This window comes from Arthrobacter sp. AK01 (genome assembly GCF_021109375.1).
Lineage (GTDB): Bacteria > Actinomycetota > Actinomycetes > Actinomycetales > Micrococcaceae > Arthrobacter.
The window spans coordinates 1-26,766 of the sequence record NZ_JAJOHP010000001.1 but is presented as its reverse complement, the minus strand read 5'-3'; the positions used below and the strand labels follow the sequence as shown (position 1 = coordinate 26,766).

The 26,766-nt window shown below is 63.1% G+C and carries 31 protein-coding genes and 1 riboswitch; of the genes, 16 read left to right on the top strand and 15 right to left on the bottom strand.

Annotated features, from left to right (window positions below):
• Positions 1 to 3: 3 nt before the first annotated feature.
• From LN996_RS00155 to LN996_RS00145, 3 genes are read left to right on the top strand one after another with little or no spacing between them, the layout of a single operon-like run.
• Positions 4 to 738, top strand: a complete 735-nt coding sequence (locus tag LN996_RS00155) for a TetR/AcrR family transcriptional regulator (RefSeq protein ID WP_231337931.1) — start codon at positions 4 to 6, stop codon at positions 736 to 738.
• Positions 739 to 788: 50 nt separating this feature from the next.
• The gene (locus tag LN996_RS00150) at positions 789 to 1,013 is read left to right on the top strand and encodes a DUF3107 domain-containing protein (RefSeq protein ID WP_026539987.1); all 225 of its coding nucleotides are present in this window, start codon (positions 789 to 791) and stop codon (positions 1,011 to 1,013) included.
• A 38-nt stretch (positions 1,014 to 1,051) separates the two neighbouring features.
• Positions 1,052 to 1,354, top strand: a complete 303-nt coding sequence (locus LN996_RS00145; protein ID WP_231337930.1) for a hypothetical protein — start codon at positions 1,052 to 1,054, stop codon at positions 1,352 to 1,354.
• Between the two features lie 76 nt (positions 1,355 to 1,430).
• On the opposite strand, the gene LN996_RS00140 is transcribed toward LN996_RS00145, so the two are convergent.
• The 4 genes from LN996_RS00140 to thiO form a co-directional block, all read right to left on the bottom strand.
• Positions 1,431 to 1,781, bottom strand: coding sequence for a 4a-hydroxytetrahydrobiopterin dehydratase (locus LN996_RS00140; protein WP_231337929.1), 351 nt, complete (start codon positions 1,779 to 1,781; stop codon positions 1,431 to 1,433).
• 17 nt (positions 1,782 to 1,798) lie between these two features.
• The gene (locus LN996_RS00135) at positions 1,799 to 2,611 is read right to left on the bottom strand and encodes a thiazole synthase (RefSeq protein ID WP_256491633.1); all 813 of its coding nucleotides are present in this window, start codon (positions 2,609 to 2,611) and stop codon (positions 1,799 to 1,801) included.
• Between the two features lie 3 nt (positions 2,612 to 2,614).
• Entirely contained in the window at positions 2,615 to 2,851 is a 237-nt protein-coding gene (thiS, locus tag LN996_RS00130; RefSeq protein ID WP_159703647.1) for a sulfur carrier protein ThiS, read from the bottom strand.
• Complete coding sequence (gene thiO / locus LN996_RS00125) at positions 2,848 to 4,113, bottom strand: glycine oxidase ThiO (protein WP_231337928.1); 1,266 nt, start codon at positions 4,111 to 4,113, stop codon at positions 2,848 to 2,850. Before thiO ends, thiS begins: the two co-directional genes overlap by 4 nt.
• Positions 4,106 to 4,224, bottom strand: a riboswitch (TPP riboswitch). Its footprint overlaps the gene before it by 8 nt.
• A gap of 27 nt (positions 4,225 to 4,251) precedes the next feature.
• Between thiO and thiE the strand changes: the two genes are divergently transcribed.
• Entirely contained in the window at positions 4,252 to 4,917 is a 666-nt protein-coding gene (thiE, locus tag LN996_RS00120; protein WP_231337927.1) for a thiamine phosphate synthase, read from the top strand.
• A 21-nt stretch (positions 4,918 to 4,938) separates the two neighbouring features.
• On the opposite strand, the gene LN996_RS00115 is transcribed toward thiE, so the two are convergent.
• Complete coding sequence (locus tag LN996_RS00115; protein WP_231337926.1) at positions 4,939 to 5,607, bottom strand: ferritin-like fold-containing protein; 669 nt, start codon at positions 5,605 to 5,607, stop codon at positions 4,939 to 4,941.
• A gap of 41 nt (positions 5,608 to 5,648) precedes the next feature.
• Here LN996_RS00115 and LN996_RS00110 point away from each other — a divergent pair, with 41 nt between their 5' ends.
• The 3 genes from LN996_RS00110 to LN996_RS00100 all read left to right on the top strand — a co-directional run bounded on the left by LN996_RS00110 (position 5,649) and on the right by LN996_RS00100 (position 10,017).
• The gene (locus LN996_RS00110) at positions 5,649 to 7,145 is read left to right on the top strand and encodes an RNB domain-containing ribonuclease (RefSeq protein ID WP_231337925.1); all 1,497 of its coding nucleotides are present in this window, start codon (positions 5,649 to 5,651) and stop codon (positions 7,143 to 7,145) included.
• Between the two features lie 278 nt (positions 7,146 to 7,423).
• Positions 7,424 to 9,130, top strand: a complete 1,707-nt coding sequence (locus LN996_RS00105; protein WP_231337924.1) for a DEAD/DEAH box helicase — start codon at positions 7,424 to 7,426, stop codon at positions 9,128 to 9,130.
• Positions 9,131 to 9,138: 8 nt separating this feature from the next.
• Positions 9,139 to 10,017, top strand: a complete 879-nt coding sequence (locus LN996_RS00100) for a site-specific DNA-methyltransferase (RefSeq protein ID WP_231337923.1) — start codon at positions 9,139 to 9,141, stop codon at positions 10,015 to 10,017.
• Positions 10,018 to 10,034: 17 nt separating this feature from the next.
• On the opposite strand, the gene LN996_RS00095 is transcribed toward LN996_RS00100, so the two are convergent.
• Together LN996_RS00095 and LN996_RS00090 are read right to left on the bottom strand one after the other, a co-directional pair.
• Entirely contained in the window at positions 10,035 to 10,643 is a 609-nt protein-coding gene (locus LN996_RS00095; RefSeq protein WP_231337922.1) for a MarC family protein, read from the bottom strand.
• A gap of 13 nt (positions 10,644 to 10,656) precedes the next feature.
• A complete protein-coding gene (locus tag LN996_RS00090; protein WP_231337921.1) occupies positions 10,657 to 11,502 on the bottom strand; it encodes a PHP domain-containing protein in 846 nt (281 codons plus the stop codon).
• An 80-nt stretch (positions 11,503 to 11,582) separates the two neighbouring features.
• Here LN996_RS00090 and LN996_RS00085 point away from each other — a divergent pair, with 80 nt between their 5' ends.
• Positions 11,583 to 13,166 carry an aminopeptidase P family protein gene (locus LN996_RS00085; RefSeq protein WP_231337920.1) on the top strand — a complete coding sequence of 528 codons (1,584 nt, stop codon included), beginning with the start codon at positions 11,583 to 11,585 and terminating at the stop codon, positions 13,164 to 13,166.
• Between the two features lie 95 nt (positions 13,167 to 13,261).
• Here LN996_RS00085 and LN996_RS00080 read toward each other — a convergent pair whose 3' ends face one another.
• Positions 13,262 to 14,089 carry a general stress protein gene (locus tag LN996_RS00080; protein WP_231337919.1) on the bottom strand — a complete coding sequence of 276 codons (828 nt, stop codon included), beginning with the start codon at positions 14,087 to 14,089 and terminating at the stop codon, positions 13,262 to 13,264.
• 76 nt (positions 14,090 to 14,165) lie between these two features.
• On the opposite strand from LN996_RS00080, the gene LN996_RS00075 reads away from it, so the two are divergent.
• The 3 genes from LN996_RS00075 to LN996_RS00065 are packed head-to-tail and all read left to right on the top strand — an operon-like array spanning position 14,166 to position 17,293.
• A complete protein-coding gene (locus LN996_RS00075) occupies positions 14,166 to 15,449 on the top strand; it encodes a magnesium transporter MgtE N-terminal domain-containing protein (protein WP_011775428.1) in 1,284 nt (427 codons plus the stop codon).
• Positions 15,430 to 16,161: a DUF1003 domain-containing protein gene (locus LN996_RS00070; RefSeq protein ID WP_231337918.1), complete on the top strand. Its 732-nt coding sequence runs from the start codon at positions 15,430 to 15,432 to the stop codon at positions 16,159 to 16,161. The genes LN996_RS00075 and LN996_RS00070 overlap by 20 nt, the downstream gene beginning before the upstream one ends.
• A 4-nt stretch (positions 16,162 to 16,165) precedes the next feature.
• Positions 16,166 to 17,293: an Mrp/NBP35 family ATP-binding protein gene (locus LN996_RS00065; protein ID WP_231337917.1), complete on the top strand. Its 1,128-nt coding sequence runs from the start codon at positions 16,166 to 16,168 to the stop codon at positions 17,291 to 17,293.
• Positions 17,294 to 17,329: 36 nt separating this feature from the next.
• Here LN996_RS00065 and LN996_RS00060 read toward each other — a convergent pair whose 3' ends face one another.
• Genes LN996_RS00060 through sigE form a run of 3 tightly spaced genes read right to left on the bottom strand, consistent with a single transcriptional unit; the run spans position 17,330 to position 19,311 of the window.
• On the bottom strand, positions 17,330 to 17,734 hold the full coding sequence (locus LN996_RS00060; RefSeq protein WP_231337916.1) for a Sec-independent protein translocase TatB: 405 nt from the start codon (positions 17,732 to 17,734) through the stop codon (positions 17,330 to 17,332).
• 31 nt (positions 17,735 to 17,765) lie between these two features.
• The gene (locus LN996_RS00055) at positions 17,766 to 18,680 is read right to left on the bottom strand and encodes a hypothetical protein (protein ID WP_231337915.1); all 915 of its coding nucleotides are present in this window, start codon (positions 18,678 to 18,680) and stop codon (positions 17,766 to 17,768) included.
• A gap of 7 nt (positions 18,681 to 18,687) precedes the next feature.
• Positions 18,688 to 19,311, bottom strand: a complete 624-nt coding sequence (sigE, locus tag LN996_RS00050; RefSeq protein ID WP_231337914.1) for an RNA polymerase sigma factor SigE — start codon at positions 19,309 to 19,311, stop codon at positions 18,688 to 18,690.
• Between the two features lie 236 nt (positions 19,312 to 19,547).
• Between sigE and LN996_RS00045 the strand changes: the two genes are divergently transcribed.
• Positions 19,548 to 20,180, top strand: coding sequence for an O-methyltransferase (locus tag LN996_RS00045; protein WP_090818104.1), 633 nt, complete (start codon positions 19,548 to 19,550; stop codon positions 20,178 to 20,180).
• 81 nt (positions 20,181 to 20,261) lie between these two features.
• Here LN996_RS00045 and LN996_RS00040 read toward each other — a convergent pair whose 3' ends face one another.
• The 4 genes from LN996_RS00040 to LN996_RS00025 form a co-directional block, all read right to left on the bottom strand.
• Positions 20,262 to 20,429, bottom strand: a complete 168-nt coding sequence (locus tag LN996_RS00040; RefSeq protein ID WP_064721643.1) for a DUF3117 domain-containing protein — start codon at positions 20,427 to 20,429, stop codon at positions 20,262 to 20,264.
• Between the two features lie 227 nt (positions 20,430 to 20,656).
• On the bottom strand, positions 20,657 to 21,874 hold the full coding sequence (locus LN996_RS00035) for a hypothetical protein (protein ID WP_231338299.1): 1,218 nt from the start codon (positions 21,872 to 21,874) through the stop codon (positions 20,657 to 20,659).
• A 74-nt stretch (positions 21,875 to 21,948) separates the two neighbouring features.
• Entirely contained in the window at positions 21,949 to 22,281 is a 333-nt protein-coding gene (locus tag LN996_RS00030) for a DivIVA domain-containing protein (protein ID WP_231337913.1), read from the bottom strand.
• 26 nt (positions 22,282 to 22,307) lie between these two features.
• Positions 22,308 to 23,147: a TIGR00730 family Rossman fold protein gene (locus LN996_RS00025; RefSeq protein ID WP_231337912.1), complete on the bottom strand. Its 840-nt coding sequence runs from the start codon at positions 23,145 to 23,147 to the stop codon at positions 22,308 to 22,310.
• A gap of 163 nt (positions 23,148 to 23,310) precedes the next feature.
• On the opposite strand from LN996_RS00025, the gene LN996_RS00020 reads away from it, so the two are divergent.
• From LN996_RS00020 to LN996_RS00005, 4 genes are all read left to right on the top strand, one after another.
• Positions 23,311 to 24,066, top strand: a complete 756-nt coding sequence (locus LN996_RS00020; RefSeq protein ID WP_062072913.1) for an amino acid ABC transporter ATP-binding protein — start codon at positions 23,311 to 23,313, stop codon at positions 24,064 to 24,066.
• A 75-nt stretch (positions 24,067 to 24,141) separates the two neighbouring features.
• Positions 24,142 to 25,017, top strand: a complete 876-nt coding sequence (locus tag LN996_RS00015; protein ID WP_231337911.1) for a glutamate ABC transporter substrate-binding protein — start codon at positions 24,142 to 24,144, stop codon at positions 25,015 to 25,017.
• Positions 25,018 to 25,110: 93 nt separating this feature from the next.
• Positions 25,111 to 25,761 (top strand): amino acid ABC transporter permease, encoded by a 651-nt coding sequence (locus tag LN996_RS00010; protein ID WP_089595689.1) that lies wholly within the window; start codon positions 25,111 to 25,113, stop codon positions 25,759 to 25,761.
• A complete protein-coding gene (locus tag LN996_RS00005) occupies positions 25,758 to 26,651 on the top strand; it encodes an amino acid ABC transporter permease (protein WP_231337910.1) in 894 nt (297 codons plus the stop codon). The genes LN996_RS00010 and LN996_RS00005 overlap by 4 nt, the downstream gene beginning before the upstream one ends.
• The last annotated feature ends 115 nt before the right edge of the window (positions 26,652 to 26,766 follow it).

The following is a 26,766-nucleotide window of genomic DNA, read 5'->3' as shown; positions in this document are numbered from 1 at the left end:
CCAATGTATGCCTGCCGATGCCGCCCGGTCATATTACCCACGAGTAGAGTGGTCATAACTGCAAAGGAAAGGCGGCAGACTGTGGCTGACGGCACACGGGCAAACGATGGGGCACCAGCCAAGCAGGAACGGGCTGGTTCAACGCGTTCACCAAGGTTGCCGCGGGACGAGCGCCGCGCACAGTTACTGAACGCGGCGTTGGAAGTATTCGTCTCCAACGGTTTCCATGGCGCTGCCATGGACGAAATCGCAGAGGCTGCCCACGTGAGCAAGCCTGTGCTGTACCAGCACTTCCCCTCCAAGCGAGAGCTCTACATGGCCCTCCTGGACAGCCACTTGGCAACGCTGACGGAACTGATGCTCAGTGCCTTGAACTCCACCACGGACAACAAGGAACGCGTTAAGGCTGTGATGCGCGCCTATTACAGGTTTATCGCTGATGACGACCAAGCCCACCGCTTGGTGTTCGAGTCCGACCTTATTAATGATCCCGATGTCAGCTCCCGTTTGGAGACTTTCAACAAGACGTTCGCCGACGCAGTCGCCCACGTCATTGCGGAAGACACCAAGCTGCCGCCCCTGGAGGCACAACTTCTTGGCCGTGGTCTGGCTGGAATGGCGCAGGTCAGCGCGCGGTACTGGCTTGAAACGGATGGAAACCTGGACCTCGATGTGGCCAGTGATCTGATCTATCGTTTAGCTTGGCGCGGAATCAGTCGATTCCCCAAAGAGTCCTAGGCTACAAATAGAGGACTGACTTAACACTTGATTGGCTTGGAGGCCTTGCTGTGGAAGTAAAGATCGGCATTCAGAACGTTGGCCGTGAAATCGTGCTCGAATCCGCTTTGGATGCCGATGCCGTTGCCAAGATCGTGGCCGAAGCCGTGTCCAAGGGCTCGGAACTGCGCCTGACCGATGAGAAGGGCCGCCAGATCATCGTCCCCGGCAGTGTCCTGGGTTACGTGGAGATTGGCGCCGAGGAAGTCCGCCGCGTCGGTTTCGGCGCCCTCTAGGGCATTGCCCACCTAACGTCGTCCGCTAAGGAGTCTTAATGCTTTCACTCGTGGTGGTGGTTCTGGCCACCGTTGCCACCGGCTTCATCGTGTGGGCCAACGACAAGAGGCACGGCAAGTACGGCATCGCCTTGCCGGCCGGCGTCTCTGCAGCCGTGGGCACCCTGAGCTGGATCGCTTTCATTAGTGCCGGTCTGGGCTACCAGCCAGGCGCAACGTGGATCCCTTGGGTCCTGCCGATCGTTCTGGGGACAGCTGCCGCCGCCGGCGTAGTGGTCTTCCTGGGCCGAACACGCACCCAGCACGATACTGCCGCCCTGACCAAAGCACTGAGGCTCTAACAGCGACAACCAAGCAACAGTGACCATCGCCCCTCGGGTGATGGTCACTGTTGCTTTAACGCTCCGCCAGTCCTGTTCAGGCGCCCCGATAGCGCTCCGGCTGGGCGGCGGCACCAATCCCGGCTGCGGCCTCACTCACGGAAGCCGCGGCGGCGACGTCGCGTTGGGTCACCTGCCCACCCGCATCGTGGGAGACGTAGCGCACGAACACCCGGTTGTAACGCCAGTCAAGATCCGGATGATGGTTTTGTTCTTCGGCGATCCGGCCGATCGCGGCGATAAGAGCCAGGGCCAGGGCTGCCGTCGGGGTTTTATAGACGGTGACGAGGCCATCCTGATATCTCCAGTCCGGAAGGTCCCGAAGAGCGCCTTCGACATCCGCCTGAGTCAGGTGGTCATCGTTGCCCGCCACGACTACTCCTTCCACACAGGAGAACCCTGCATCTAGAGGAACTCTGCCCGGCCCTCCATGGCTGAGGACGCCAAGGCGTGCTCTCGCCGCGGAATCCGGCCTGCTTGCTTGGCCAGCCTACCGGCGATGACGGCGTGTTTGAAGGCTTCGCCCATCTGTACCGGGTTCTGCGCCCTGGTCACTGCGGTGGCCAACAGGACGGCGTCGCAGCCCAACTCCATGGCGAGGGCGGCGTCGGATGCCGTCCCGATTCCAGCATCGAGCACCACCGGGACTGAGGCCCGGGACACGATGAGCTCGATGTTGTGCGGGTTCAGGATGCCGAGGCCCGTCCCAATGGGTGAGCCCAACGGCATGACGGCAGTGGCTCCCAGGTTCTCGAGCCTGAGTGCCAGTACGGGATCATCATTGGTATAGGCGAAAACCTTGAAGCCCCGGTTCACCAGTTGTTCCGTTGCATCCACCAGCTCCACGGCGTCCGGAAGCAGTGTGTGTTCGTCCGCGATGACTTCCAGCTTCACCCAGTCGGTCTCCAGGGCCTCGCGCGCCAGTTCAGCGGTCATCACGGCGTCCTTGGCAGTGAAGCAACCCGCCGTGTTGGGCAGCACGCGGATGCCATGGTCCACAAGGAGTTGGAAGAGCGATCCGGTTTCGGCCGGCGAGTAGCGCCGCATGGCCACAGTGGTGAGCTCGGTCCCGGAGGCCAGGAGTGCGGCGCCCAGACCGTCCAGGCTCGGGGCACCTCCTGTCCCCATGATCAGGCGGGAGCCGAATTCGACGCCCTCGATCACCAGCGCGTCGGTAGGTACGTCCGTGGTGCGGACCTCAGTGTTTGCTGTTGTCATGCTTCAGCCTCCTTGGACTGCGGTAACGAGTTCGAGTTCGTCTCCGGCGGCGAGCGCTGTCGCAGACCATTGGCTGCGCGGCACCACCTCGGAATTGCGCGCGACGGCGACACCCAGCTTGCCGCCGTCGGCTGCCTGTCCGCGGTGGTCCAGGACGCGGCCGGTGACAGCGGTGACGAGTGTGCTGACGGAAGCGTCCTCCGGCACTGCGTGGTCGGATCCGTTGAGTTTGATGTTCATGCTGTTTCCTTACTCGGAACGTGTGCCGGCGTAAGAGCCCGCGATAGGGATGTGTTCGTGGCGAAACGGTCCGGACGGAAGTGCGCCCATCGGGGGTCTGCCGAACCGTTGATCAGGTCGCACACGATCCTGGCGGCCACGGGTGTCAGGAGAACACCGTGACGGAAGAATCCTGTGGCGATCACCAGCCCGTCAACGTCTCCGCTGGTAGTGGCGACGCGGCCAAGAAGCGGTGCATTATCCGGAGTCCCGGGGCGGGCCCGGGCTGTTGCTTCAAGGAGTTCCAATTCCGCCACGGCAGGGACCAGGGTTTGGGCATCCCGCAGAAGTTGATATACGCCGCCGGCTGAGACAGCGTTGGATGACGCAGACAAGCCGTCCTCGCGTTGGGTGGCCCCGATGACCACGGTGCCATCATCCCGGGGAACGATGTACACCGGTACGCCGCGCACCATGCCGCGGACTGTGGAAGTCACCAACGGCCGCAGGTGGTCGGGGACGCGAAGCCTGAGGATGTCGCCGTATACCGGCCTCACAGGAAGGCTGAGACCGTCAGGGAGTCCGGACAACTCCACGGCCCCCAGACCGTTGGCCACCACGGTTTCACTGGCGTGGACAGTGGCGCCGGAGTCGAGCTCCACTCCTGAGACGCGCCCACCGTCCCACAACAACCGGCGGGCGCCGGCACGGACCCCGTACCCGTCATCCGTTCCGTGCACCCACGTAGCGTCCCGGTGCGAGTGGTTCTCCAGTTCAGTCACCAGGCAGGCCGCCAGCTTCCGGGGATCCACTTGGTGATCGGCTGGGATGTCGAAGGCGCAGGAGATTTGCGGGCTGAGGAGCGGCTCGCGCACCCTCGCGTCGCGAAGGGCCAGTGGTTCAACGGCCAGGCCGGCTCCAAGCTGTACGGCGCGGAGATCGGCGAGCGCCCTGCGGTCGGCGGCGTCGGCACCCACGGCGAGTGTCGGCGTCGCGCGGTATCCAGTGTCAGTACCTTCACGGGAAAGTGCGTCCGCGAAGGACGGCCACAGGTGCGAAGACTCCAGCATCAGTTCCAGGAGGTCTTCCTCCTGGTAGTGCAGTTCGCTGACAGGGGCAAGCATCCCTGCCGCAGCGTAAGTGGCTCCGGTTGCCGGTGCGGGATCGACCAGTGCCACCGAGCGGCCCAGCCGCCGGGCTCCGTGGGCGATGCCAAGGCCAATAATGCCGCCCCCAACGACCGCCACGTCTGCGTGGAGGGGGGTATGGCGGGATTCTGCCATTCGTTTCCTTCCCTACGCCGGTACTAGCCGGATCAGGTCAAGCGGTCGGCGCTGAAGCCCTCTCAGCCGGACGGTCATATAACGAACGTCGCGGCTCCCGCAGTACGTGCCCAGTTTAGAGGAACTACTCTGGTTTCCATGACCCAGCCTGATGCCCTCTCCGCCGCCCGCCTGTACTTGTGCACCGATGCCCGCAAACAGCAAGGCGATTTCGAAGACTTTGTGGACGCCGCTTTCGAGGGCGGCGTGGACATCATCCAACTCCGCGACAAGGCGCTGGAAGCGGCCGAAGAATTGGAAATGCTGGCTGTCCTGCGCAGCGTGGCCCAACGTCATGGAAAGCTTTGGGCAGTGAACGACCGCGCCGATGTTGCCGGTATTTCCGGGGCTCCGGTGTTCCATGTCGGCCAAAAGGACCTCCCTTTGACGGCCGCCCGGGCCCTCCTGCCGAACGTCACGGGAATAGGCCTGTCCACGCACACCACTACGCAGATCGATGCCGCAATCGCCGCGTCGTCGAGCCCCACCGGACTGGACTATTTCTGTGTCGGCCCCGTCTGGGCAACACCGACCAAGCCCGGTCGGCAAGCCGTCGGTCTGGACCTGGTCACATTTGCCGCGAAAGCGGTCAAACACGCAGAAGTGGATCTCCCCTGGTTCGCCATCGGCGGCATCGACCACAGCAACGTGGAGCAGGTGGTTGCCGCTGGCGCCAGCCGCATCGTCGTCGTCCGGGCCATCACTGAGGCCACGGATCCGACGGCGGCCGCCAAGTCGCTGTTGCAGGCACTGGACACCGTATAGCGGAAGCAAGCGGCCAGGAGGTTACGCAGTCAGGCCGAGGCCTGTCATCCGTCGTGCGTGCTTCTCGGCGAGGTCGCCGGTCAGCCTCTTGACTGCTGCACGGGCGTCGCCGCCGCTCCTCAGCGTGGGCCCCAGCTGCGGGTGTTCCGTGCCGACGCGTTGGGCCTGCGTCAGTGCTTCGCCCACCAGTCGGCGGCCCCAGAGGGCCAGACGCGAGGCCAAGCGGGGGTCATCGGCCAGTGCCCGCCTGAGCAGGACACGCAGGACCTCCGTTGCCTGATCGGGAGAAGCCACGCGATCAACGAACTGTTGGGTCGTGGCATCAAGGAATACCGCGACGGCCCTGTAAAAGTCCGATGACACGGTATCGATGACGTAGGCCTTCATGACGGATTCGAACCAGTCCCCTGGCTTGGTGCGTTCATGGAAGTGGTCGAAGGAGCGCTGGAACGGCAGCATGGCCTCTTCGGGATCGATGCCCATCTCGGCCAGCCGATCGTTGAGGAGTGCAAAGTTTCCGTAGGCGCCCACGGCGATTTTTGCCAAGACTGAGCGGTCATGAAGCGTGGGGGCGTAGCGGGAATCGACGGAGAGCCGCCCAAACGCTGACAACTCGCCATATGCCATTGCTCCAAGCAGCTCCGCGGCGAGTTGCCCGGTTGAAGCTGCAGCGTCCGGGGAAGTGCCCATGATCCAAGACTATCCGCCGGATTCGGGCTAACCTGATTTTCGTGTCACATCATCGGATTGCACCCAACGTCGACGATTCGTCGGACCAGCTTGCCGCCGCACTGGCTGCCCTGAGGACCGAGCTGGACCTTCCTGGTGCATATCCGGCAGCGGCCGTAGCAGAAGCACGCCAAGCCGTGGAAACCCTGAAGTTACCGGACCGGGACATGCGCGAAATCCCCTTCCTGACCATCGACCCTGCCACGTCGACAGACCTGGACCAGGCGTTGTTCATGGACCGCTCCGGTGACGGATACAAGGTTCTCTACGCCATCGCCGACGTGCCGGCCTTCGTGGTCCCCGGCGGCGCCCTGGATGCCGAGACACGGCAGCGCGGGCAGACGTTCTACGCTCCTGACGGGCGGATCCCCCTGCACCCGGAGGTCATCAGCGAGAACGCCGGAAGCCTGCTGGCCGGCCAGGTCTGCAGTGCGTTCGTCTGGGAATTCGAGCTGGATGCGCAAGCGGATGTGGTGGCAGTGTCGATGGCGCGCGCTGTTGTTCGCAGCACTTCCAAGCTGAGCTACACGGGCGCCCAGCAGCAGATCGACGACGGAACAGCCCCACCCGTCCTGCAACTCCTGAAAGAAGTTGGCCTCAAGCGCGTTGAACTCGAACGGCTGCGCGGGGGCGCAAGCCTCAACATGCCGGAACAGGAAATAGTACAAGCGACCGACGGCGGCGGGTACAGGATCGCTGCCGCCCCGTCCTTGCCTGTGGAGGACTGGAATGCCCAGATCTCCCTCATGACCGGCATGGCCGCCGCCCAACTGATGCTTGACGGGAAGGTTGGCATCCTGCGGACCATGCCCGCGCCGGACGACCGTTCGCTGCTCCATTTCAAACGGCAGACCGTCGCACTGGGAAAGCCTTGGGACGGCAAGACCTCCTACGGCGAATACCTCCGGACGCTGGACGCATCCGATCCCAAGCAACTGGCCATCCTGCACTCGGCCGGCACCTTGTTCCGCGGCGCCGGCTACACTCCGTTTGACGGGGAGGTGCCCGCCAATGTGGTTCAGGCAGCCATTGGAGCTCCCTACGCCCACACCACCGCACCGTTGCGGCGGCTCATTGACCGTTTTGTCCTGGTGATCTGCGAAGCCCTGAGCAATAACCACCCGATACCGGCCTGGGCGCGTGATGCCCTGCCCTCCCTGCCCGACATCATGGCGTCCTCGGATCAGCTGGCCGGACGCCTCGAGCGCGCCGCCTTGGACACTGTGGAAGCGGCGCTGGTGGCCAACCACGTCGGGCAGGAGTTTGACGCCGTGGTCATATCCGGGTCCAAGCCTTCAAACGGCAATGCCAACGGAAAAGGCACGGGCAACGGTAACGGCAATGGAAACGGGAGCGGTCCTTACGGCGTCGTCCAGATTGCCGAACCTGCCGTGACTGCCCGCTGCGACGGCGAGTTGGAGTCCGGGACCAACGTTCGGGTACGGCTGGTGAAGGCCGATATTGCCAGCAGGGAGATCCGGTTCCAACTGCTTCCCTGACGGCCTTCCCGGCGGCGATCCGGGCTTTGCCGGCGCCAGAGGATAGACTAAGCCTGTAGTAATGGATGCCCGGTCGTTGATTCAGTGAATTTTTGAACTCAACAAGCCCGCCCCTACGCGATCTTGAGATGTACCAACTGGTCACCAGTGCCAGTACTTAGATAGCCCGCGATCGGCTTCCACTGGATTTGCTTGCGCGCCCGTTCGTGCTCCGGTACGGCTCCGCCGCCCCCGTTGAGCATGCAGCGCCAATGCCCAAATGAATAAGGAAACTCCCTGTGAGTGAATTGCATACCCATGAAGTCCTGACGGACTCCACCGGAACTGAAACCATCGAGCCCGAGGAAACGATCACCTCGGATGAGACGCCCCACGAGATCGAAGAAAAGTCGTTCGCTGACTACAACGTCCGCGCGGACATTGTTGAGTCCTTGGCCGACGCCGGGATCACCCATCCCTTCCCCATCCAGGCAATGACCCTGCCCGTAGCCCTGAGCGGCCACGACATCATCGGCCAGGCCAAGACCGGTACAGGCAAGACACTGGGCTTCGGCATTCCCGCGCTCCAGCGTGTGGTCGGCCGCGACGACGCCGGCTACGAAAAGCTTGCTGTCCCGGGCGCACCCCAGGCCCTGGTGATCGTCCCCACGCGTGAACTCGCGGTGCAGGTTGCCAACGACCTCCAGACTGCTTCACGCAAGCGCAACGCCCGCATCGCGACCATCTACGGCGGCCGTGCCTACGAGCCCCAGATCGATGCCCTGCAGAAGGGCGTCGAAATCGTTGTCGGTACCCCGGGCCGCCTGATCGACCTCTACAAGCAGAAGCACCTGAGCTTGAAGAACGTCAAGATGGTGATTCTTGATGAGGCGGACGAAATGTTGGACCTTGGCTTCCTCCCGGACGTTGAGACCCTGATCGCCGGCACCCCTGCCGTTCGGCAGACGCTGCTCTTCTCGGCCACGATGCCCGGCCCCGTGATCGCGATGGCACGCCGCTACATGACGCAGCCAACCCACATCCGCGCTGCTGATCCGAACGATGAAGGCCTCACCAAGCGCGATATCCGCCAGCTCATCTACCGTGCCCACAGCATGGACAAGACCGAAGTCGTGGCACGTATCCTGCAGTCACGCGGGCGCGGCCGGACCATCATCTTCACCAAGACCAAGCGCACCGCAGCGAAAGTTGCCGAGGAACTCGTCGACCGCGGATTCGCCGCTGCGGCCATCCACGGCGACCTTGGCCAGGGTGCCCGCGAGCAGGCCCTCCGGGCCTTCCGCAACAACAAGGTGGACGTCCTGGTAGCAACCGACGTTGCCGCCCGCGGCATCGACGTCGACGACGTCACGCACGTCATCAACTACCAGTGCGTTGAAGACGAGAAGATTTACTTGCACCGTGTTGGCCGCACCGGCCGCGCAGGCAACAAGGGCACTGCCGTCACGTTCGTGGACTGGGACGACATGCCCCGCTGGGGCCTGATCAACAAGGCCCTGGGACTCAGCGTTCCCGAGCCTGTTGAGACGTACTCCTCCTCACCGCACCTCTACACCGATCTGGACATCCCCGAGGGCACCAAGGGCAGGCTGCCGCGCAACAAGCGCGTCCTCGCCGGCGTAGACGCCGAGGTACTTGAAGACCTTGGCGAGACCGGCAAGAAGAACGCACGCTCCGGCAGTTCCGGCCGGGACGGCGGACGCGATGGCGGCCGTGGCCGCGACGGGGGACGTGGCCGTTCCGGCAAGTCCGGCGACTCCGACTCCAGCGAATCCAAGGGCGATGGTGGACGCAACCGTACGCGCCGCCGTCGTACGTCAGAAGGCGAAGCAGCCCCAGCGGCCGGCGCCTCAGACGCCCGCACGGCCGCATCGGACAGCGCTGAAAAGCCTGCCAGGACGCGTCGTACCCGCACGCGCCGCCGCAACGGCGAAGTGGTCTCCGGTGAGACTGCAGCTGCCCAGTCCGGCAGCGCCGAGGCCTAAAAACCTCAATGACTGAAACTGTTTGGGCGCCGGACGGCGGCAATTTGGTGGTGCACGCGGACAACGCGGAATTCCTCCCTTCGCTGCCGGACGGCGCCTTCACACTCATTTACGTGGACCCGCCCTTCAATACCGGCCGGGTCCAGCGTCGCCAGGAAACCCGCATGGTCCGCAACGCGGACGGCGACGGCGACCGCGTCGGCTTCAAAGGCCGGTCCTACGACACCATCAAGGGCGCCCTCCACAGCTACGACGACGCCTTCAGCGACTACTGGTCCTTCCTGGAACCCAAGCTCGTAGAGGCCTGGCGGCTGTTGGCTGACGACGGCACCTTGTACCTTCACCTCGATTACCGTGAGGTGCACTATGCCAAGGTGATGCTCGACGCCATCTTTGGCCGGGAATGCTTCCTCAACGAGATCATCTGGGCCTACGACTACGGCGCCCGCGCCAAGAACCGTTGGCCAACCAAGCACGACAACATCCTGGTGTACGTCAAGAACCCCACCAAGTACCATTTCGACAACGCCGAAGTGGACAGGGAACCGTACATGGCACCGGGCCTCGTCACGCCCGCAAAGCGAGAGCTCGGAAAATTGCCCACGGATGTCTGGTGGCACACCATTGTTTCGCCCACCGGCCGCGAAAAGACCGGGTATCCCACCCAGAAGCCCGAAGGACTGGTCCGCCGGATCGTCTCAGCATCAAGCCGTGAGGGCGACTGGTGCCTGGATTTCTTTGCAGGCTCCGGAACCCTCGGTGCCGTGGCAGCCAAACTGGGCCGCAGCTTTGTGTGCGTAGACCAGAATGAACAGGCCATCGAGGTCATGCGTAAACGACTGGGCACCAAGGCCGTCTTCCACGAGATCCAGCCCACCAGCCTCTAGAACGTTCAAACCGGGCTTCAGGCGACGCCTTTGACGAAGGCCGTCACGGAGTCTGCGATCATCTGCACCGCAATGGCGGAGAGCAGCAGGCCGGCGATCCTGGTAACAAGCTCCACGCCGTTCTCGCCCAGCACGCGCTGCACCACACCCGCGAACCGCATCGCCAGGTACAGCGAGGCCAGCACTGCCGCGATGCCAAGTCCCACGGCCAAATATTCGGACAATTCGGTGGACTGCTGGACAAAGACCATGACCGCCACGATCGCGCCGGGACCGGCCATCAAGGGAGTACCCAGAGGCACGAACGCGACGTTCTTGTACTTGGCGGCATTCTCCTCGCCGCTGGTGGAACCAGTCAGGAGCTGCAATGCGATCAGCACCAGCAGCAGGCCACCGGCACCCTGCAAGGCCGCCAGCGAAATATGCATGTAGTTCAGGATGGACTGACCGAAGATCGCGAACACGACGATCACGCCAGTGGCCACCAAGAGCGCCTGGAACGCAGAGCGGTTTCTGTCTTTCGCGGACATCTGGGCCGTCAATGACATGAAAATGGGCACCGTACCGGGTGGATCCATGATCACGAACAACGTAACGATCACCGATGCGAGCAGCTGCAAATCCATCAGCGGACCCCCTTCACCGAATCACCGTGGATCCTGTTGCCAACTCCTCGATCCGTGCCAGAACCTCCGGCGATGTCATGTTCTCGCCCAAGAGGTTGGGTTTGCCCGCTCCGTGATAGTCGGAGGAGCCCGTCATGAGCAGGCCGTGTTCCGCCGCCAACCCCCGCAGGAACCCGCGTCCATCCTCCGGGTTGTCCCGATGCTCGACTTCAAGTCCCAGCAGTCCGGCGTCGATCATCTCCCTGTACGTCCGCTCCCCCACGATGCGACCCCGCGATGACGCCACCGGGTGGGCGAAGACCGGAACGCCGCCCGCGGCACGGACAAGCTCGACGGCGAACGCCGGGTTGGGCGCGTAGTGCTGCACGAAGTACCGCGAATGTGAGGTGAGGATGGAGGTGAAGGCTTCGGTCCGATCGGCGACGACGCCAGCGGCGACCAAAGCATCGGCAATGTGGGGGCGCCCGACAGTTGCACCCGGGGCGACGTGGTGGATGACGTCGTCCCAGGTCAAGGGATAGTCCTCGGACAACAAGGTGACCATGTGCTCGGCACGGGTGAGCCGGGCATCCTTGGACTTGGTGATCTCCTCCAACAATCCCGGGTGGGCGGGGTCGTGCAGGTAGCTGAGCAAGTGGACGCTGATGCCCTGTTCCGTTCGGCAGGAGATCTCCATGCCCGGGACAAAGGAGATGCCATGTTCCAGGGCAGCTGCAGCCGCTGGCTCCCAGCCATCCGTGGAATCGTGGTCAGTCAGAGCGACCGCGTCCAAGCCTGCCGCCACAGCGGAAATAATCACCCCCGCGGGTGTCTCGGTTCCGTCGGAAACGTTGGAGTGCGCATGCAGGTCTATCCTCACTTTCACAGCCTATTGGATGCAGCCCGGCTTGGAGCGCTGCGCCGTTGGCCTCCTCACGGAACTGGTGGGACGATGTAACGGTGAACGATGCCGAAAACACCCAAAACATGGACTCCTCAAATTCCCAGCCGCTGCAAGAGCGCGTCAACAACCGCTCACAGAGGCCCACGTCCGATGCCTTCAAGGCATTCATGGCCAGCAATTGGGCGCCTGCCGCGCAGGTGACCCCTGCGCGTGACGCCGTCGCGGACCATGCCGCCCGCCGCCGTCGTACCCTCTCCGAACTGTTCAAGGGCGAGCGGCTTGTTGTCCCGGCCGGACCGTTGAAGGTCCGCTCCAACGACTGCGACTACCGCTTCCGCCCCCACTCGGGGTTCGCCCACCTCACAGGGTTGGGCCTGGACCACGAGCCCGACGCCGTCCTGATCCTGGAGCCGGTTGCGGAAGGAAAGGGCGACGACGGCGGTCACCACACCGCGACGCTCTACTTCCGTCCGCTGGCAGGCCGCGATACCGAACAGTTCTACGCGGACTCCCGCGCCGGCGAGTTCTGGATCGGCGCCCGTCCCACCCTGGCCGAATTCGAAGCACGGCTGGGCCTGCCCACCGCGCACATCGCCGAACTCGAGATGGCCATCACCAAGAACGTGGGCGCCCCGGAAATCGGTGGCATTTCCATCCGGCTGGTCCGCAAGGTGGATGAGAACATCGATGCCCTGGTGGACACAGCACGCTATAACACCGCCAAGGACCCCGAGACCTTGGACCTCGGCGAACTCGATACCCTGGACGAAAAGCTCAGCGAAGCACTTTCTGAACTGCGCCTCCTCAAGGACGAGTGGGAAATCGAGCAGATGAAGATCGCCGTCGCGGCTACCGTTGAGGGCTTCGCCGACGTGGTTCGCGCACTCCCCCGTGCCTTGACCCACAAGCGCGGCGAGCGTGTTGTTGAGGGTGCCTTCTTTGCCCGCGCCCGTGAGGAAGGCAACGAACTCGGCTACGACACCATTGCCGCCTCCGGAAACAACGCCACGGTGCTGCACTGGAACCGCAACTCAGGAACCGTGAATGCCGGCGAACTCCTGCTCCTGGACGCCGGAGTGGAAGCCGATTCCTTGTACACGGCCGATGTCACCCGCACCCTTCCTGCCACCGGCACCTTCACCGACGTCCAGCGCAAGGTGTACGAAGCCGTCCTCGACGCCGCCGACGCCGGCTTCGCGGCGGCCCAGCCTGGCGTGAAGTTCCGCGACATCCACACAGCGGCAACAACGGTCCTGGCCGAACGCCTCTCAGAATGGGGGCTCCTCCCTGTCTCCGTCGAGGAAGCGATCAGCCCCGAAGGCCAACAGCACCGCCGTTGGATGCCGCACGGCACCAGCCACCACCTCGGCTTGGACGTCCACGACTGTGCCCAGGCAAAGCGCGAACTCTACCTTGATGGGATCCTCACCGAGGGCATGGTGTTCACCATTGAACCCGGCCTCTACTTCAAGGATGAGGACCTCGCCATTCCGGAGGAATACCGCGGAATCGGTGTCCGGATCGAGGACGACATCCTGATGACCGCCGACGGTCCCGTCAACCTCAGCGCCGCATTGCCGCGGAAGGCCGACGACGTTGAGTCCTGGATGGCCGGCATCTACCAGGAGGCGCAGGGCTAAGCCTGACCGCACTGCTTTGCAAAAAGGGAAGGCCACCGGAGATCCGGTGGCCTTCCCTTATTCAGAACTTATTCTTGTCCAGCACTTATCTTCTTCTACTGCTTGGACGAATCTTCGGAGCCGGACTCCCGCCCATCCCCCTGCTGTGCGTTCTGGCCTTCCGTGACGCGCACACCGTACTGCGGTCGGCCGTCGGGCAGGTCCGGGTAACGGACGGCTGCCGGCGCCGGGGTCTGCACAGGCTCCTGGGCGACAGGGGCCGTTGTCCCGGCGGGTGCGTTCTGGCCCTCAGGGACGCCGGCGGTGGGCTCGGGGCCGCGCTGGCCGTAGGGGTCGTTCCACGTGGAAGGACGCTCCGGCGCTTGGCCCGGCTGATGCAGCGGAGGATTCTGGGGGCTGTAGTTTGGCGCCTGGGCCGTGGCTGCCTGCGATGGGTTCATGGGCAGCTGCTGGAGCAACCGCCGGGCTTCGTGCGCTGCCTCCACGGCAACGATGACATCGTAATTGGTGGCCACCACCTGGCTGGTGGAGGTGAAGTCACGCTTCCCGCGTTGCGTGGCGTACGTGACGATTCCGAAGAGCATGAAGAACGCCGCGCCCATCAGCACCGAGGTGATGATGGAGAACGGACCACCCGCGGGTGTGAAGAAGGAGAGCATGACACCGACGAAAAGGCCGAACCACATGCCGCTCAAAGCGCCTGACAATGCCACCCTCGGGTAGCTCAGGCGGCCGGTCACCCGCTCCACCATTTTGAGGTCGTTGCCCACGATCGACACCAGCTGAACCGGGAACTGCTGGTCCGCGAGGTAGTCCACCGCCTTCTGGGCATCCAAATACGAGGTGTATGAGCCCACAGTGTCGCCTTGGGGGACGCTGCGGGATTCCTCTACGGCTTTGGGAGCACCAAAAATGTTAGACATAGCCCCATTGTGTCTCATGGACATGTGTAACAGCTGGAATTCAGCTAAAAGAGAGCAGACTCGGTAGCCTGTAAACATGAGCACACATCCTTCACGCGTCTTTGTCGCGCGCCTGCTCGGCTTGGACGTCTTCGACCCCTTGGGCGACCGTCTAGGCCGCCTGCGCGACGTCGTGGTGCTCTCCCGCGGGACCCGTGGAGCCCCCCACGTGGTGGGCATCGTGGTGGAGGTGCCGGGCAAGAAGCGCGTCTTCGTTCCCATGACGCGCATTACGTCCATCGACCAGACGCAGATCATCTGCACCGGTTTGGTCAACCTGCGCCGCTTCGAGCAGCGCGGCGCCGAAACGCTGGTGGTGGCCGAGATGTTCGATCGCCGTGTGACGCTGGCCGACGGCAGTGGAGACGCCACGATCGAGGACATCGCCATGGACCAGCACCGGTCCAAAGACTGGTTTGTCAGCAAGCTCTTTGTCCGCCGCGGACATTCTTTGTCGCCGTTTGGCAGGCTCCGCCGCAACGAGACCCTCATCATCGATTGGGCCGATGCCCAGACCGGTGCCCACAACGAGCCCCAGGCCGCAACCCAGTTCGTTGCCACCCACGAGGACCTCAAGCCCGCGGACTTTGCCGAGGCCCTGCAGGAAATGAGCGACAAAAGGCGTTTTGAGGTGGCCAGCGAGCTTCAGGACGAACGCCTCGCCGATGTCCTCCAGGAGCTACCGGAGGATGACCAGGTGGAGATCCTTTCCGCGCTGGACGTTGAACGCGCCGCAGACGTGCTTGAAGAAATGGATCCTGACGACGCCGCCGACCTCCTCGCCGAGCTTCCGTCCGCGCAAGCAGAAGAGCTGCTTCAGCTCATGGAGCCCCAGGAAGCCGAGGATGTCCGCCGCCTCCTGGAGTACGACGAAGACACCGCAGGTGGCTTGATGACCCCTGTCCCGGTCATCCTCCCGCCGGAGGCGACCGTAGCTGAGGCACTGGCCCACGTCCGCCGCGAGGAGCTCTCACCCGCGCTGGCCTCATCCATCTTCATTGCCCGCCCGCCTTTGGAGACACCCACCGGCCGTTTCCTTGGTGTGGTGCATATACAGCAGCTTCTGCGTTTCCCGCCACCGGAACCTTTGGGCAACCTCGTGGACAAAAACCTGGAACCGCTTTCGGACCAGGCCCACATCAGCGAAGTTGCCCGGACCTTGGCCACGTACAACCTGAATTCCCTTCCAGTCGTGGACGACGACGGCCGCCTTGTGGGGGCGGTGACTGTTGATGACGTGCTGGATCACCTGTTGCCGGATGACTGGCGCGCCCACGAGGACGATGCCCCTATAAGGAAACTTGGAGGCCGCATTGGCTGATAACAACGCCACCCGATCCACCAAGTCCACAGGACGCTCCGGCAGCAGCCTGGATACGCCCCTGAGCGGCCGGCAGCGGATACTGCCCAAGTTCTCCCCCAACCCGGACGCCTTCGGCAACGCGACGGAGGGTTTCGCCCGTTTCATGGGTACGCCCACGTTCCTTGTCTATATGACGGTGTTCTGCGTGTTCTGGCTTGCGTGGAACTCCTTCGCGCCCACGGACTGGCAGTTCGACCGGATGGAGCTGGGTTTCACCCTTCTGACCCTGATGCTGTCGCTGCAGGCCTCGTACGCCGCTCCCCTCCTGCTGCTGGCCCAGAACCGGCAGGACGACCGGGACCGTGTCTCCCTTCAGCAGGACCGCCAACGCGCCGAACGCAACCTCTCCGACACCGAGTACCTGACCCGGGAGTTGGCTTCCCTCCGCATCGCCCTGCGCGAAGTGGCCACCCGTGACTATGTCCGGACCGAGCTCAGGAGTCTGCTCGAAGACATCATCGATGCCCAGGAGGAACTCCGCGAGAACGAAGGCTCCGCTGATGGCTCGGAGTCACCGGGCGAGAAGGTCAAGGAGAAGCTCAAGGAGAAGCGCGATAAGTCGCGTGGCCCCCGCACCCAGCAGATTCCGAAGGTCCGCCCGCCCCGTGCCAGCGGCCCGCAGCACTCCACCGCCAAACCAACTCCCGAAGACCCCGAAAGCCGGACCTGACCGTATGAGCACCACATCCGCCGAGGCTCTTCATGCTGCCCTGGCAACCGTTATTGATCCCGAGCTCCGCCGGCCCATCACGGAACTCGGGATGGTGGAATCGGTGTCTGCAGACGATGCAGGCGCCGTGCACGTAGCTGTCCTGCTGACCATTGCCGGGTGCCCGCTGCGCGAGACCATTACGGAGGACGCCACAGCGGCGTTGTCCAATGTCCCCGGCGTGACAGGCGTGGACGTGGAACTGAAGGTCATGACCCCGGCCCAACGCGAAGCCCTCAAAGAGCAACTCCGGGGACCCGGCGGACAGCGCGGCATACCTTTCACCAAGCCTGGTTCGCTGACCAAGGTCTACGCCGTTGCCAGTGGAAAGGGTGGTGTCGGCAAGTCCTCGGTCACCGTCAACCTCGCCTGTGCACTGGCCGCCCAGGGCTTGCGCGTGGGCATTGTGGACGCCGATGTCCATGGCTTCTCAGTGCCGGCCCTGATGGGGATCACCCAAAAGCCCACCCAAGTGGACGACATGATCCTGCCCCCGGTGGCGTACGGCGTGAAAGTCATCTCGATCGGCATGTTCGTTGCAGGCAACCAGCCGGTCGCCTGGCGTGGACCCATGCTCCACCGCGCCCTTGAACAATTCCTGACGGACGTCTATTTCGGCGACCTCGATGCCCTTTTCCTGGACCTGCCTCCGGGCACGGGCGACATCGCCATATCCGTAGCCCAGTTGTTGCCCAACGCCGAGATCCTGGTAGTGACCACGCCGCAGGCAGCTGCAGCAGACGTCGCTGAACGCGCCGGAACCATCGCCACCCAGACAGGGCAGAAGGTGGCGGGCGTCATCGAGAACATGTCGTTCCTGGAGATGCCCGACGGCGGCCGGATGGAATTGTTCGGAAGTGGTGGAGGTGCCATCCTGGCTGAGCGGTTGAGCGCTGCCGTAGGCAGCGAAGTTCCGCTACTGGGCCAGATTCCGTTGGACATCCGATTGCGTGAGGGTGGCGACGCCGGGAAGCCCGTGGTCCTGGCAGCACCCGAAACGGCCGCTGCCAAGGCGATGCTGGAAGTCGCCTCCGCTTTGGCCTCACGGCCCCGCGGATTGTCGGGGCTGTCACTGGGGATCGAACCCCGCTGACCCTTACCGCTCGCGAGGGCGGCATTATCAGTCGGGTCAGGTTGCCTCGGAATCGAAGGGTGCAGCTTCGCCCTCAGCCAGCCGCTCGATGACCCGGGTGGGGGTCTTGGGCTTGGTCTCCGACGCAGCCGCGCCCGCAGCAGCAGTAGCTGCAACAGCAGGCGCACCGGCACTGACGGGCTTGGTGTCATCATCAAGGAGTGCATCCTTGATGATGCGCCGGGGATCGTACTGGCGGGGATCGTACTTCTTCCAGTCGACTTCATCGATATCGATGCCGACTTCTTCCTTGATCTGCTCACGCGCACCCGAAGCCATCCGCCGGACTTCCTTGACCAGGTTTGCGAGCTTTTGAGTGTATTCGGGCAAACGGCTGGGACCGATGACGAGTACGCCGATAATCAGAAGGAGTATGAACTCCGGGCCGTTGATTCCAAACACGCTACGAAGATTACCTTGTCTGTGGTGTCGCTCATAAACCGGCGGGCCGGAGAAGGGTCTGGAGCCCGCGCAGCAGTCTCGCGTGCCATGCCTCCGACCCTTCGTTGGAAGGCAGAACGGCCATTGACTCCCCGGCCCGGACGATCTCGGGGACGGCGTCATCCGCGGTATCTGCCGGGAGGTCGGACGCATAGCTGATCACGGCCTCAGGCATGGTGTAGACAGCCTTCCACGGGCTACCCTGCGTGACGGAAAGCTGCGCCGAGGTGGATCGTCCGGTGCCGGGCTGATCCGCCGGCAGGTGTTCCTCCACAATGGTGGCGTAGTGCCCATTGCTTTCAAGGCGGAGCTCCACAACTGGATGGCCATTGCGCTCGGTTGCCTGGGCGGACACGATGTGGAAGCCCATCGCCGACAGTTCGGGGCATGCCCATCCGTCTTCGCGCAGGCTATCCAACTGTGCATCACTCAAGCTGATGGTGCTGCCGGCGCGGAAAGCGGGTCCCAGTGTGGTTTCTGCCGGGGTTCCCGTCCACGCGCCCGCGAGTGCACCAACCTCGCTGGTTCCCGCAAGCACCTGGGCCTCATTATCGCCTGCTACGACATACGCCGAGACCGCCAGGGCGCCGGCGCTGACCGCCAGGGTGCCCGCGGCGACGCCCGCAATACGTAGGCCACGACGCAGCCCTCCCCTGGATGCCTGGGCTGGGATCAAGTAATCCGGCTCGTTGGCAAGCCGTTCGGTGTGCTGGATGAGCCGGGCAGCGAGATCCTGGCTGGCCTCGGGCACGGAGGCACTCTGAAGACGTTCAAGGTACTGCCGCTCCCGGCGCAGCGCCGTACTGCAGGCAACGCATTCCTGCACGTGTTCCGGGCTTCGCGTATGGCGCAGCGCAGCCAATTTGCGCCGGGACGACCGTCCCGGACGAAGAGGATGTCGGGGCATCGACGTCCTAAAGAATGCTGGCGATGCGCGGCATCTTCAGGCGCGGCTTGCGTGCCTCCGCGGGTCGGGGGTCACGGTGGGCAAGCTTCTCGCGCAGCATGGTCCGGCCGCGGTGAATACGGGACCTGACGGTACCGAGCTTCACACCCAGCGCCTCTGCAACCTCGTCATAGGAGAGGCCTTCAAGATCGCACAGCACGACGGCGGCGCGGAAGTCCGGCGGCAACTCCTCCAACGCGCGCTGGACGTCCAAATCAAGGTTGTTGTGCTCGAAGCTCTGCTCCGGACCTGGTTCGCGGCCGGGCAAGCGGGACTCGGCGTCCTCTGCAAGGGCATCGAAACGGATACGGCTCTTGCGACGGGCCTGGTCCAGGAACAGGTTGGTGGTGATGCGGTGCAGCCAACCATCCAGGGTCCCCGGTTTGAAGTTTTCCAGCGACCGGAACACCCGGACAAACACCTCTTGGGTGAGGTCCTCGGCGTCGAACTTGTTGCCGGTCAGGCGATAGGCGAGGCGGTATACCTTGGCGGAGTGGTTCGCAACCACTTCCTCCCAGCTGGGCATGACCCAGTCACTTACGGCCTCAAGGCTTTCCGATGCTTGGACTGGCGCAGCATGCGATGCCGGCATCGTCCACTCCCCTCAAACTGTGGTTCACCGAGTCTTCGGCGCCGCCCACCTCATGGATGACCGGAGCAATATCATCCCAAGGTTGTCTGGGAATTTCCTGACTGGCGGGCGTTTTTCCCGCAGGGCTGAATACACTCCCGGACACAGCTTCAGGGCGGCTGCCCAACAGCGGGTATACGGGCGCGGACACAGTAGTCTGGTACAAACACCCCTACCCGCGGAAAGCGAAACCCTTCATGAGTGCCGACAAGTCAAGCAGCTGGTCCTATGCAGAAGATCTGCCTGCTGAGGATGACGTCTTGTTGCGCGCCCGGGAACGGTCCTTCGAGCTGGGAGTCACGCCCATCAGCCCGGGCGTCGGGGCGGTCCTGACGGTCCTGGCTGCCGCTTCCAAGGCCCAGACCGTGGTTGAAGTGGGTTCCGGCGCCGGAGTTTCCGGCGTCTGCCTGCTGCGGGGCCTGAGCCCCCAGGCAGTCCTGACCACCATCGACGTCGATGTCGAACACCTCAAGGCCGCCAGGGAAGCGTTCCTGGAATCCGGCAGCCCAGCCAACCGCACGCGCACCATATCGGGCCGCGCTGCCGACGTGCTGCCACGCCTGACCGATTCCGCCTACGACCTCGTCTTCATCGACGCCGACAAGCCGAACTTTCCCAAGTACGTGGAACAGGCGATCCGCCTGCTCAAGTCCGGCGGAACGCTGGTGATCAACGACGCCCTGGACAAGGACCGTGTAGCCAACCCGGCAGCGCGCGACTCCACCACCGTGGTCCTGCGCCAGATTGGCAAGGCAATCCGCGACGACGAGCGGCTGGCTTCAGCCATGCTGCCCACCGGCGATGGCCTGCTTGTGGCGGTCAAGAAGTAGCGTGTGTCTGGTCCGAGCGGGCCTAGACATGAGCCTTAAACAAAAGCAGGGCCCGGCTCCCGCCAGGCCCTGCTTCTAAATCTATTCGGTCACACCTACGAGGCATTCCTTGAGGTTTTCCGCTTCGGCGGCATTGAGTTCGACTACAAGTCGTCCTCCGCCTTCGAGTGGCACACGCATGATCAGGCTGCGTCCCTCTTTGGTAACTTCCATAGGGCCGTCGCCAGTACGTGGTTTCATAGCCGCCATTAGGAAAATCCCCTCCATTTGTCCCAAGTCACGCCCAACCCGGCCGGGCTGGATCCGCGTCGCAATTGCAGCCGGCGGCACCGCTTGGGAGGCCGCCTTGGCCGGGCACTTTTAGGTGCTTTGTCCTTGCTCGTAGTCCATTATCCCGTACTTACCCGTCCGTAGCGAATCAGCGGGCTATTTGTCCGGGCTTTGTACATATTGTGTTTCCCGGGCAAAGCTCCACGTCAGGGCGGATAGTCGCCACCGCCGGGTAACGGAGCCCATGCCCAAAGCCATACCACCCACACGATTTGGAGGAGAACGAACAGGACCACCACAGTCCCCCGATAGGCCCTGGACTTGGACAGCAGCGCCGCACCCAAGGCCAGCGGGAAAAGAGGTAGCAACATCCGGAAGGTACTGGTCTGCGGATGCAGGAATACCAGCAGATAACCCATATAGCAGGCGCACCACAGGCGGAGTTCAGCCCCTAGGGCCCGGACGGGCTTGGAGATCATCACCAACACAAAAAGGGCGGTGAAGACAAAGGGCGCCAGCACACCCAGAACTGGCCCGAACAACATCCGGCCAGTATCAAACCACGGCTTAAAGGGGACAAGATCGTGTCCGCGCCATGCCGTTTCCGTACGGGTGTAGGCCGCAGGGTCCCCAGTCACGGCCCAGGCGATGGCTGGCCATGCCAAGGCTCCCAGGCCAGTCGCGAACACCAGGACGGCCAGTGACACCAAGCTGCGCGTCGACGTCGGATCTGTTGTGGTGCCACCTGTTGCAGTCCTGCCTACTGTTTCCAGCGCTGCTGCCGGCGGCCGCAGCCGGCCCCATAACCGCCACAGGAACAGGAGCCCCAGCATGGCGGCAAACGGGACTCCGGTTGGCCTGGACAAACACATCAGGAGCACAACCGGAATGGCGGCAAGGTAGTGGCGCCGGACGACCAGCAGCAGGGAGGCCGCCAGCAGCAGCAGGTTCAAGGACTCGGCATACGGGACTTGCAGGATCGGGGACACCGGAAAGGTGGAAACGAAGACTACGCCCCACATCGCCGTGCGCCTGCCGGCGAACTCCCGGAAGAGCTTGTAAATGACTAGTGCCGCACCCAGGCCGGCCAGCATCGCAATGGCCGTGAGGGCAGGCAATGCACCCATCCCGGTGATCGCGGACACGCCGCGGGCCAGGAAGGGAAACAGCGCATAGAAGGCCCAGGCATTCTCCTTGACCACGCCGTTCGCATCCACGGGCAGTTCCGAGGGATAGCCCTTGTCTGCGGCTTCCTGGTACCAGCGTCCGTCCCAGATGGTAATGAAGTTCCAGTAATCCGGCGCTGGCGGGAACCACGGGTTAGTTCCCTGGTGAATGGCGGCGGCCATGAAGATACAGGCGCTGACCACTCTGGCCGCCACAAAGACCAGGGAAACCTGCAGCCACCACGGCCACGCGCCCATCCGGGCCACCGCGGCCGAGACCGCATGCGAAACCCGGGCCGTAGCGCCTTCGGTCTGGATCGGAGCCGCCCGGCTCACGGTTGTATCCGCTTGGTTTCGCCGTCCTCCAGCCGCGGCTGTGCCAGTGCATTGAGTCTTTCTATCTCACGGTCTTTGGCCAGCAGCTGGTCACGCAGGTCATCCAGGACCTGGTCTACCTGGTCCATCCGGTACCCTCTCAGCCCCAATGCGAAACGCAGGGAATCGACGTCGGAGGGCTTTGCTTGCGACGGCAGCACCACGGGGGGCAGGTTTGGTACGGGGTCGTCGAGGCCCGCTCCAATCGACCGCCCCCGGACCATCCCGGCTCCGAGGTACAGCGCAGCGCCGAGAAGGACAATCGCGAGGAACACCAGGAAAAAGCTCACAGGTCCATGGTGCCAGAAAGGAGTGCCTATTCTGGGCGCTGGTTTCCGTTGGGCGTGGGAGGAAGCGGCGCCCCGTGCAAAACGCGGTGCACCGCATCTGCAGGGTCATCAACCAACTGGATCAGGTCAAGGTCCTTTTCGGACACCATGCCCTCCGCGACCAATGTTTCCCTGATCCACTCGATCATCGGACCCCAGAACCGCACGCCCAGGAGGACGATGGGGAACGACGTCACCTTGCGGGTTTGAACCAGCACCATTGCCTCAAAGAGTTCGTCCAGCGTTCCCAGCCCACCAGGAAGGACCACAAAGCCCTGGGCGTACTTGACGAACATCGTCTTGCGGGCGAAGAAGTACCGGAAATTGATGCCCAGGTCCACCCACTGGTTGAGGCCCTGTTCGAACGGCAATTCAATGCCGAGACCCACGGAGACTCCATTGCCTTCCACGGCACCTTTGTTTGCCGCTTCCATGGAACCAGGCCCGCCGCCGGTGATCACCGCGACGCCCGCTTCGGCAAGTTTGCGACCAACATCCACGGCCATCTCGTAGTACTCGGTGCCCGGCTTTGTACGTGCGGAACCGAACACGCTGACAGCCGGGCCCAGGTCAGCAAGGGCCCCGAAGCCCTCCACAAATTCGCTCTGAATCCTCAGGACACGCCACGGATCGGTGTGAATGAACTGTCCGGCCCCACTCGTATCCAGCAAATGCTGGTCCGACATGCCCGTATCCGCTTGTTTGCGCCGAAGCTCCAGGGAGCCTTTGTGCTTCGCCGGGGCAATCTCCGAAGGCAGGGGCACATGGGCCGCCTTGACATGGCCGTTGGCATCGGAGTGGGGTACTGGGTGCTGGCTGATGCTCATTGCCCAAGGCTAGCGCCTATGAGTGCCTGCTCTGTCGCCGCGACCCGCTTCTTGCATTGCAGTCTGGTATATCGCTGTGGGGCAGGTTTCTGTTCAGTCACGATCTTCAGGAAGTTGCCGTGACCGTGGTCATATTTGCTTCTTTGTTCGCTAGATTCGTCGTATGACTACTCAAGCGTCCGGCGATGCCCTCGTCTCCCTGAATGGCGTCAACAAGCACTACGGTCAATTGCACGTCCTCAAGGACATTAACCTTCAGGTCAAGAAGGGTGAAGTGGTGGTGGTCATCGGGCCCTCCGGTTCCGGTAAGTCCACGCTGTGCCGTGCGATCAACCGTTTGGAAACGATCGATGACGGCGATATCGCCATCGACGGGAAGAAGCTTCCCGAAGAAGGCAAGGATCTCGCGCACCTGCGTGCCGACGTCGGAATGGTCTTCCAGTCCTTCAACCTGTTCGCCCACAAGACGATTCTTGAGAACGTCACCCTGGGCCCGATCAAGGTAAAGAAGGTGGCCAAGGGAACCGCTGACAAGGAAGCCATGGCCCTCCTGGAGCGCGTAGGTGTCGGGCACCAGGCTCCCAAGCTTCCCGCCCAGCTCTCCGGTGGCCAGCAGCAGCGTGTGGCTATCGCACGAGCACTGGCCATGAAGCCCAAAGTGATGTTGTTCGACGAGCCCACGTCGGCGTTGGACCCCGAGATGATCAACGAAGTACTGGACGTCATGATCCAGCTGGCCAAGGAGGGCATGACCATGATCGTGGTCACCCACGAGATGGGCTTTGCCCGCAAGGCTGCTGACCGTGTGGTGTTCATGGCTGACGGCCAGATCGTGGAAGACGCAACTCCGGAGGAATTCTTCACCAACCCGAAGAGCACCCGTGCCAAGGACTTCCTGTCCAAGCTTTTGACCCACTAGCTCCTTATCGCCCGCACCCCAGGCCGTAAAGACCTCACCCAGGCCGAACGACGGCCAACCTAAGAAAGGAATGTCATGAAGGCTTTCATTACCCGGAGGAAGTCGCTGCTGGTGGCCGCTTCTGCCGTGCTCGCCCTCTCGCTGAGCGCATGTGGCGGCAGCGGCACCACCTCTACCCCTGTGGCCTCGGCGAGCTTCGAAGCCGGCACCACGATGGAGAAGCTGAACAAAGCCCAGAAGATCACCATCGGCACCAAGTTTGACCAGCCCCTGTTCGGCCAGAAGGGCCTTGACGGCAAGCCTGTCGGTTTCGACGTCGAAATGGGCAAGGCAATCGCCGCCAAGCTGGGCATTCCTGCCGACAAGATCGAATGGGTAGAGACCGTCTCCCAGAACCGTGAATCGTTCATTGAGCAGGGTCGCGTTGATCTGGTCATCGCCACCTACACCATCAACGACGCCCGCAAGGAGAAGGTTGCCTTCGCCGGACCTTACTACGAAGCCGGCCAGGCCCTGCTGGTGAACAAGGACGACAACTCCATCACCAAGCCTGAAGACGTCTCCGGCAAGAAGGTCTGCTCCGTGACGGGCTCCACCCCGGCAAAGACCATCGCAGAGAAGTACGGCGCAGAGGTTGTTCCGGCCGCCACCTACACCGCTTGCCTGGAGCCGCTGCGCAACAAGCAGGTAGTTGCAGTGACCACGGATAACGTGATCCTCGCCGGCTACGTGGACAAGGAACCGGACGCCTTCAAGCTCGCCTCGGACGAGACCTTCACCAAGGAGCCTTACGGCATCGGCCTGAAGAAGGACGACACCGTCTTCCGCAACTGGATCAACGATCAGCTCGAAGCATTCCAGAAGGACGGCGAATACAAGAAGGCTTGGGAAGCCACCGCAGGCAAGGTCATCAAGACCACTCCTGAACTTCCTGCGATCAACCGCTACTAGTCGGGATCCGTTAGCTGCCGCCGCCCCTTCCGGACGGCGGCAGTTGACCACTCCAGGACCCTGTTCCCTGATTAGCTGCAGTCAAAGGAAGCCATGGACGCCGTCATAGCAAGCCTCCCCGAATACTGGGACGGATTTCTCCGAACCCTTTATCTCTCCGTAATTTCAGGAATCATTGCCCTCCTTGTCGGCACACTCCTGGCGGCCATGAGGGTTTCCCCCGTGGCTGCACTCCGCGGTTTCAGCATGTTCTATGTTGAAGTCGCCCGTAACACCCCGTTGACCATCATTTTCTTCTTCGCAGCCATCGTTCTCCCCCGGCTGGGCGTCAAATTCGAGCAATTCGAAGTCGCCGCCATCATCGCGCTGAGCAGCTACACGGCAGCCTTCATCGCCGAAGCAGTCCGTTCCGGTGTCAACAGCGTGCCGGTGGGCCAAGCAGAAGCTGCCCGCAGTATCGGCATGACATTCACCCAGGTCCTGGGCTTCATTGTGCTTCCCCAGGCCGTCCGAACCGTCATACCTCCTTTGATCAATATCCTGATCGCCTTGGTCAAGAACTCTTCGGTGGCCGGCGCGTTCTTCGTCCTCGAGCTGTTCGGCTACGGCCGCCAGCTCTCCAACGACTACGGAGACCAAGTCCTCTGGATCCTGCTCGGGGTGGCCTTCTTCTACCTCCTGATCACGGTGCCCCTGGGTCTTCTGGCGCACTTTGTTGAACGAAAGGTGGCGATTGCCCGATGACTTCGGTCCTGTACGACGTCCCCGGGCCCAAAGCCCGCCTTTACTCGCTCCTGGGATCCGCAGCCGGAATCCTGATCATCCTCGGTGTCCTTGCCATTGCCGTCACAACTCTGGCTCAGCAGGGCATCTTCGACGCAGACCGCTGGGAGATCTTCTACGGCCCCATGGCCCCGGATGTCTGGAGCCTGATCGGCCAAGGCATTCTCTCCACGCTGGCTGCAGCTGCAGTCGCAGCAATCATTGCCTTCCCGTTGGGCATAGCCCTCTGCCTGCTGAGAATCTCCCTGATCGCCTGGATCCGCATTCCAACCCAGGTGGTCCTCGAGTTCCTCCGCGGCATGCCCGTGGTCCTCATGATGTTGTTCGTCCTGCTGGTTTTCGCAACCGGTCAGTTCCAAGCTGTAGTGGTGGGCCTAACGCTCTACAACGCCGCCATCTTCGCCGAAATCCTCCGTGCAGGCATCCAGTCCCTGCCGAAGGGACAACGTGAAGCCGGCCTGGCCATTGGCCTGCGGAGCTTCCAGTCGCGGATGTCCATCGAATTCCCGCAGGCCGTCCGCCGGATGCTGCCGTCGTTGATCGCCCAGCTGGTGGTCCTGCTCAAGGACACTTCCCTCGGGTACATCGTTGGCTACGAGGAACTTCTGCGGAAAATCCAGATCATGGCCGACTTCCTGGGCCCGGACTTCCTGTTCCCGGCCTTCTTCGTCGGTGCTGCGATCTACATCCTGATCAACCTGACCGTTTCACGGATCGCCATCCTGATCGAACGCCGTGGCTCCAAGAAGGCCGCTGGCGGCGTGGCTCCCCCCAGCCTCCGGACAGGGCTCGTGGTGGGCGGTAACGACCCCATCGCCAAGGACTCCGTCGAAGGCCCGAACAAGGCGTAGTCCTGCACCAAGCCAGAAGGGGGGGCGCCGCCCCCCGCGGCAGGGGGGGGGGTTTTGGGGGGGGGGGGTTGGACTGCACCCCCCGCGGCCGCGGCGGGCGCGCGCCCGGCAGGGG

What these genes read in the sequence shown, in the direction of transcription:
- LN996_RS00155 (WP_231337931.1), top strand. Translation starts at nt 4, where the DNA reads ATGTATGCCTGCCGATGCCGCCCGGTCATATTACCCACGAGTAGAGTG.
- LN996_RS00145 (WP_231337930.1), top strand. Translation starts at nt 1,052, where the DNA reads ATGCTTTCACTCGTGGTGGTGGTTCTGGCCACCGTTGCCACCGGCTTC.
- LN996_RS00135 (WP_256491633.1), bottom strand. Translation starts at nt 2,611, where the DNA reads ATGACAACAGCAAACACTGAGGTCCGCACCACGGACGTACCTACCGAC.
- thiS (WP_159703647.1), bottom strand. Translation starts at nt 2,851, where the DNA reads ATGAACATCAAACTCAACGGATCCGACCACGCAGTGCCGGAGGACGCT.
- thiO (WP_231337928.1), bottom strand. Translation starts at nt 4,113, where the DNA reads ATGGCAGAATCCCGCCATACCCCCCTCCACGCAGACGTGGCGGTCGTT.
- thiE (WP_231337927.1), top strand. Translation starts at nt 4,252, where the DNA reads ATGACCCAGCCTGATGCCCTCTCCGCCGCCCGCCTGTACTTGTGCACC.
- LN996_RS00115 (WP_231337926.1), bottom strand. Translation starts at nt 5,607, where the DNA reads ATGGGCACTTCCCCGGACGCTGCAGCTTCAACCGGGCAACTCGCCGCG.
- LN996_RS00100 (WP_231337923.1), top strand. Translation starts at nt 9,139, where the DNA reads ATGACTGAAACTGTTTGGGCGCCGGACGGCGGCAATTTGGTGGTGCAC.
- LN996_RS00095 (WP_231337922.1), bottom strand. Translation starts at nt 10,643, where the DNA reads ATGGATTTGCAGCTGCTCGCATCGGTGATCGTTACGTTGTTCGTGATC.
- LN996_RS00080 (WP_231337919.1), bottom strand. Translation starts at nt 14,089, where the DNA reads ATGTCTAACATTTTTGGTGCTCCCAAAGCCGTAGAGGAATCCCGCAGC.
- LN996_RS00075 (WP_011775428.1), top strand. Translation starts at nt 14,166, where the DNA reads ATGAGCACACATCCTTCACGCGTCTTTGTCGCGCGCCTGCTCGGCTTG.
- LN996_RS00065 (WP_231337917.1), top strand. Translation starts at nt 16,166, where the DNA reads ATGAGCACCACATCCGCCGAGGCTCTTCATGCTGCCCTGGCAACCGTT.
- LN996_RS00055 (WP_231337915.1), bottom strand. Translation starts at nt 18,680, where the DNA reads ATGCCCCGACATCCTCTTCGTCCGGGACGGTCGTCCCGGCGCAAATTG.
- sigE (WP_231337914.1), bottom strand. Translation starts at nt 19,311, where the DNA reads ATGCCGGCATCGCATGCTGCGCCAGTCCAAGCATCGGAAAGCCTTGAG.
- LN996_RS00045 (WP_090818104.1), top strand. Translation starts at nt 19,548, where the DNA reads ATGAGTGCCGACAAGTCAAGCAGCTGGTCCTATGCAGAAGATCTGCCT.
- LN996_RS00040 (WP_064721643.1), bottom strand. Translation starts at nt 20,429, where the DNA reads ATGGCGGCTATGAAACCACGTACTGGCGACGGCCCTATGGAAGTTACC.
- LN996_RS00035 (WP_231338299.1), bottom strand. Translation starts at nt 21,874, where the DNA reads ATGGGCGCGTGGCCGTGGTGGCTGCAGGTTTCCCTGGTCTTTGTGGCG.
- LN996_RS00025 (WP_231337912.1), bottom strand. Translation starts at nt 23,147, where the DNA reads ATGAGCATCAGCCAGCACCCAGTACCCCACTCCGATGCCAACGGCCAT.
- LN996_RS00020 (WP_062072913.1), top strand. Translation starts at nt 23,311, where the DNA reads ATGACTACTCAAGCGTCCGGCGATGCCCTCGTCTCCCTGAATGGCGTC.
- LN996_RS00015 (WP_231337911.1), top strand. Translation starts at nt 24,142, where the DNA reads ATGAAGGCTTTCATTACCCGGAGGAAGTCGCTGCTGGTGGCCGCTTCT.
- LN996_RS00010 (WP_089595689.1), top strand. Translation starts at nt 25,111, where the DNA reads ATGGACGCCGTCATAGCAAGCCTCCCCGAATACTGGGACGGATTTCTC.
- LN996_RS00005 (WP_231337910.1), top strand. Translation starts at nt 25,758, where the DNA reads ATGACTTCGGTCCTGTACGACGTCCCCGGGCCCAAAGCCCGCCTTTAC.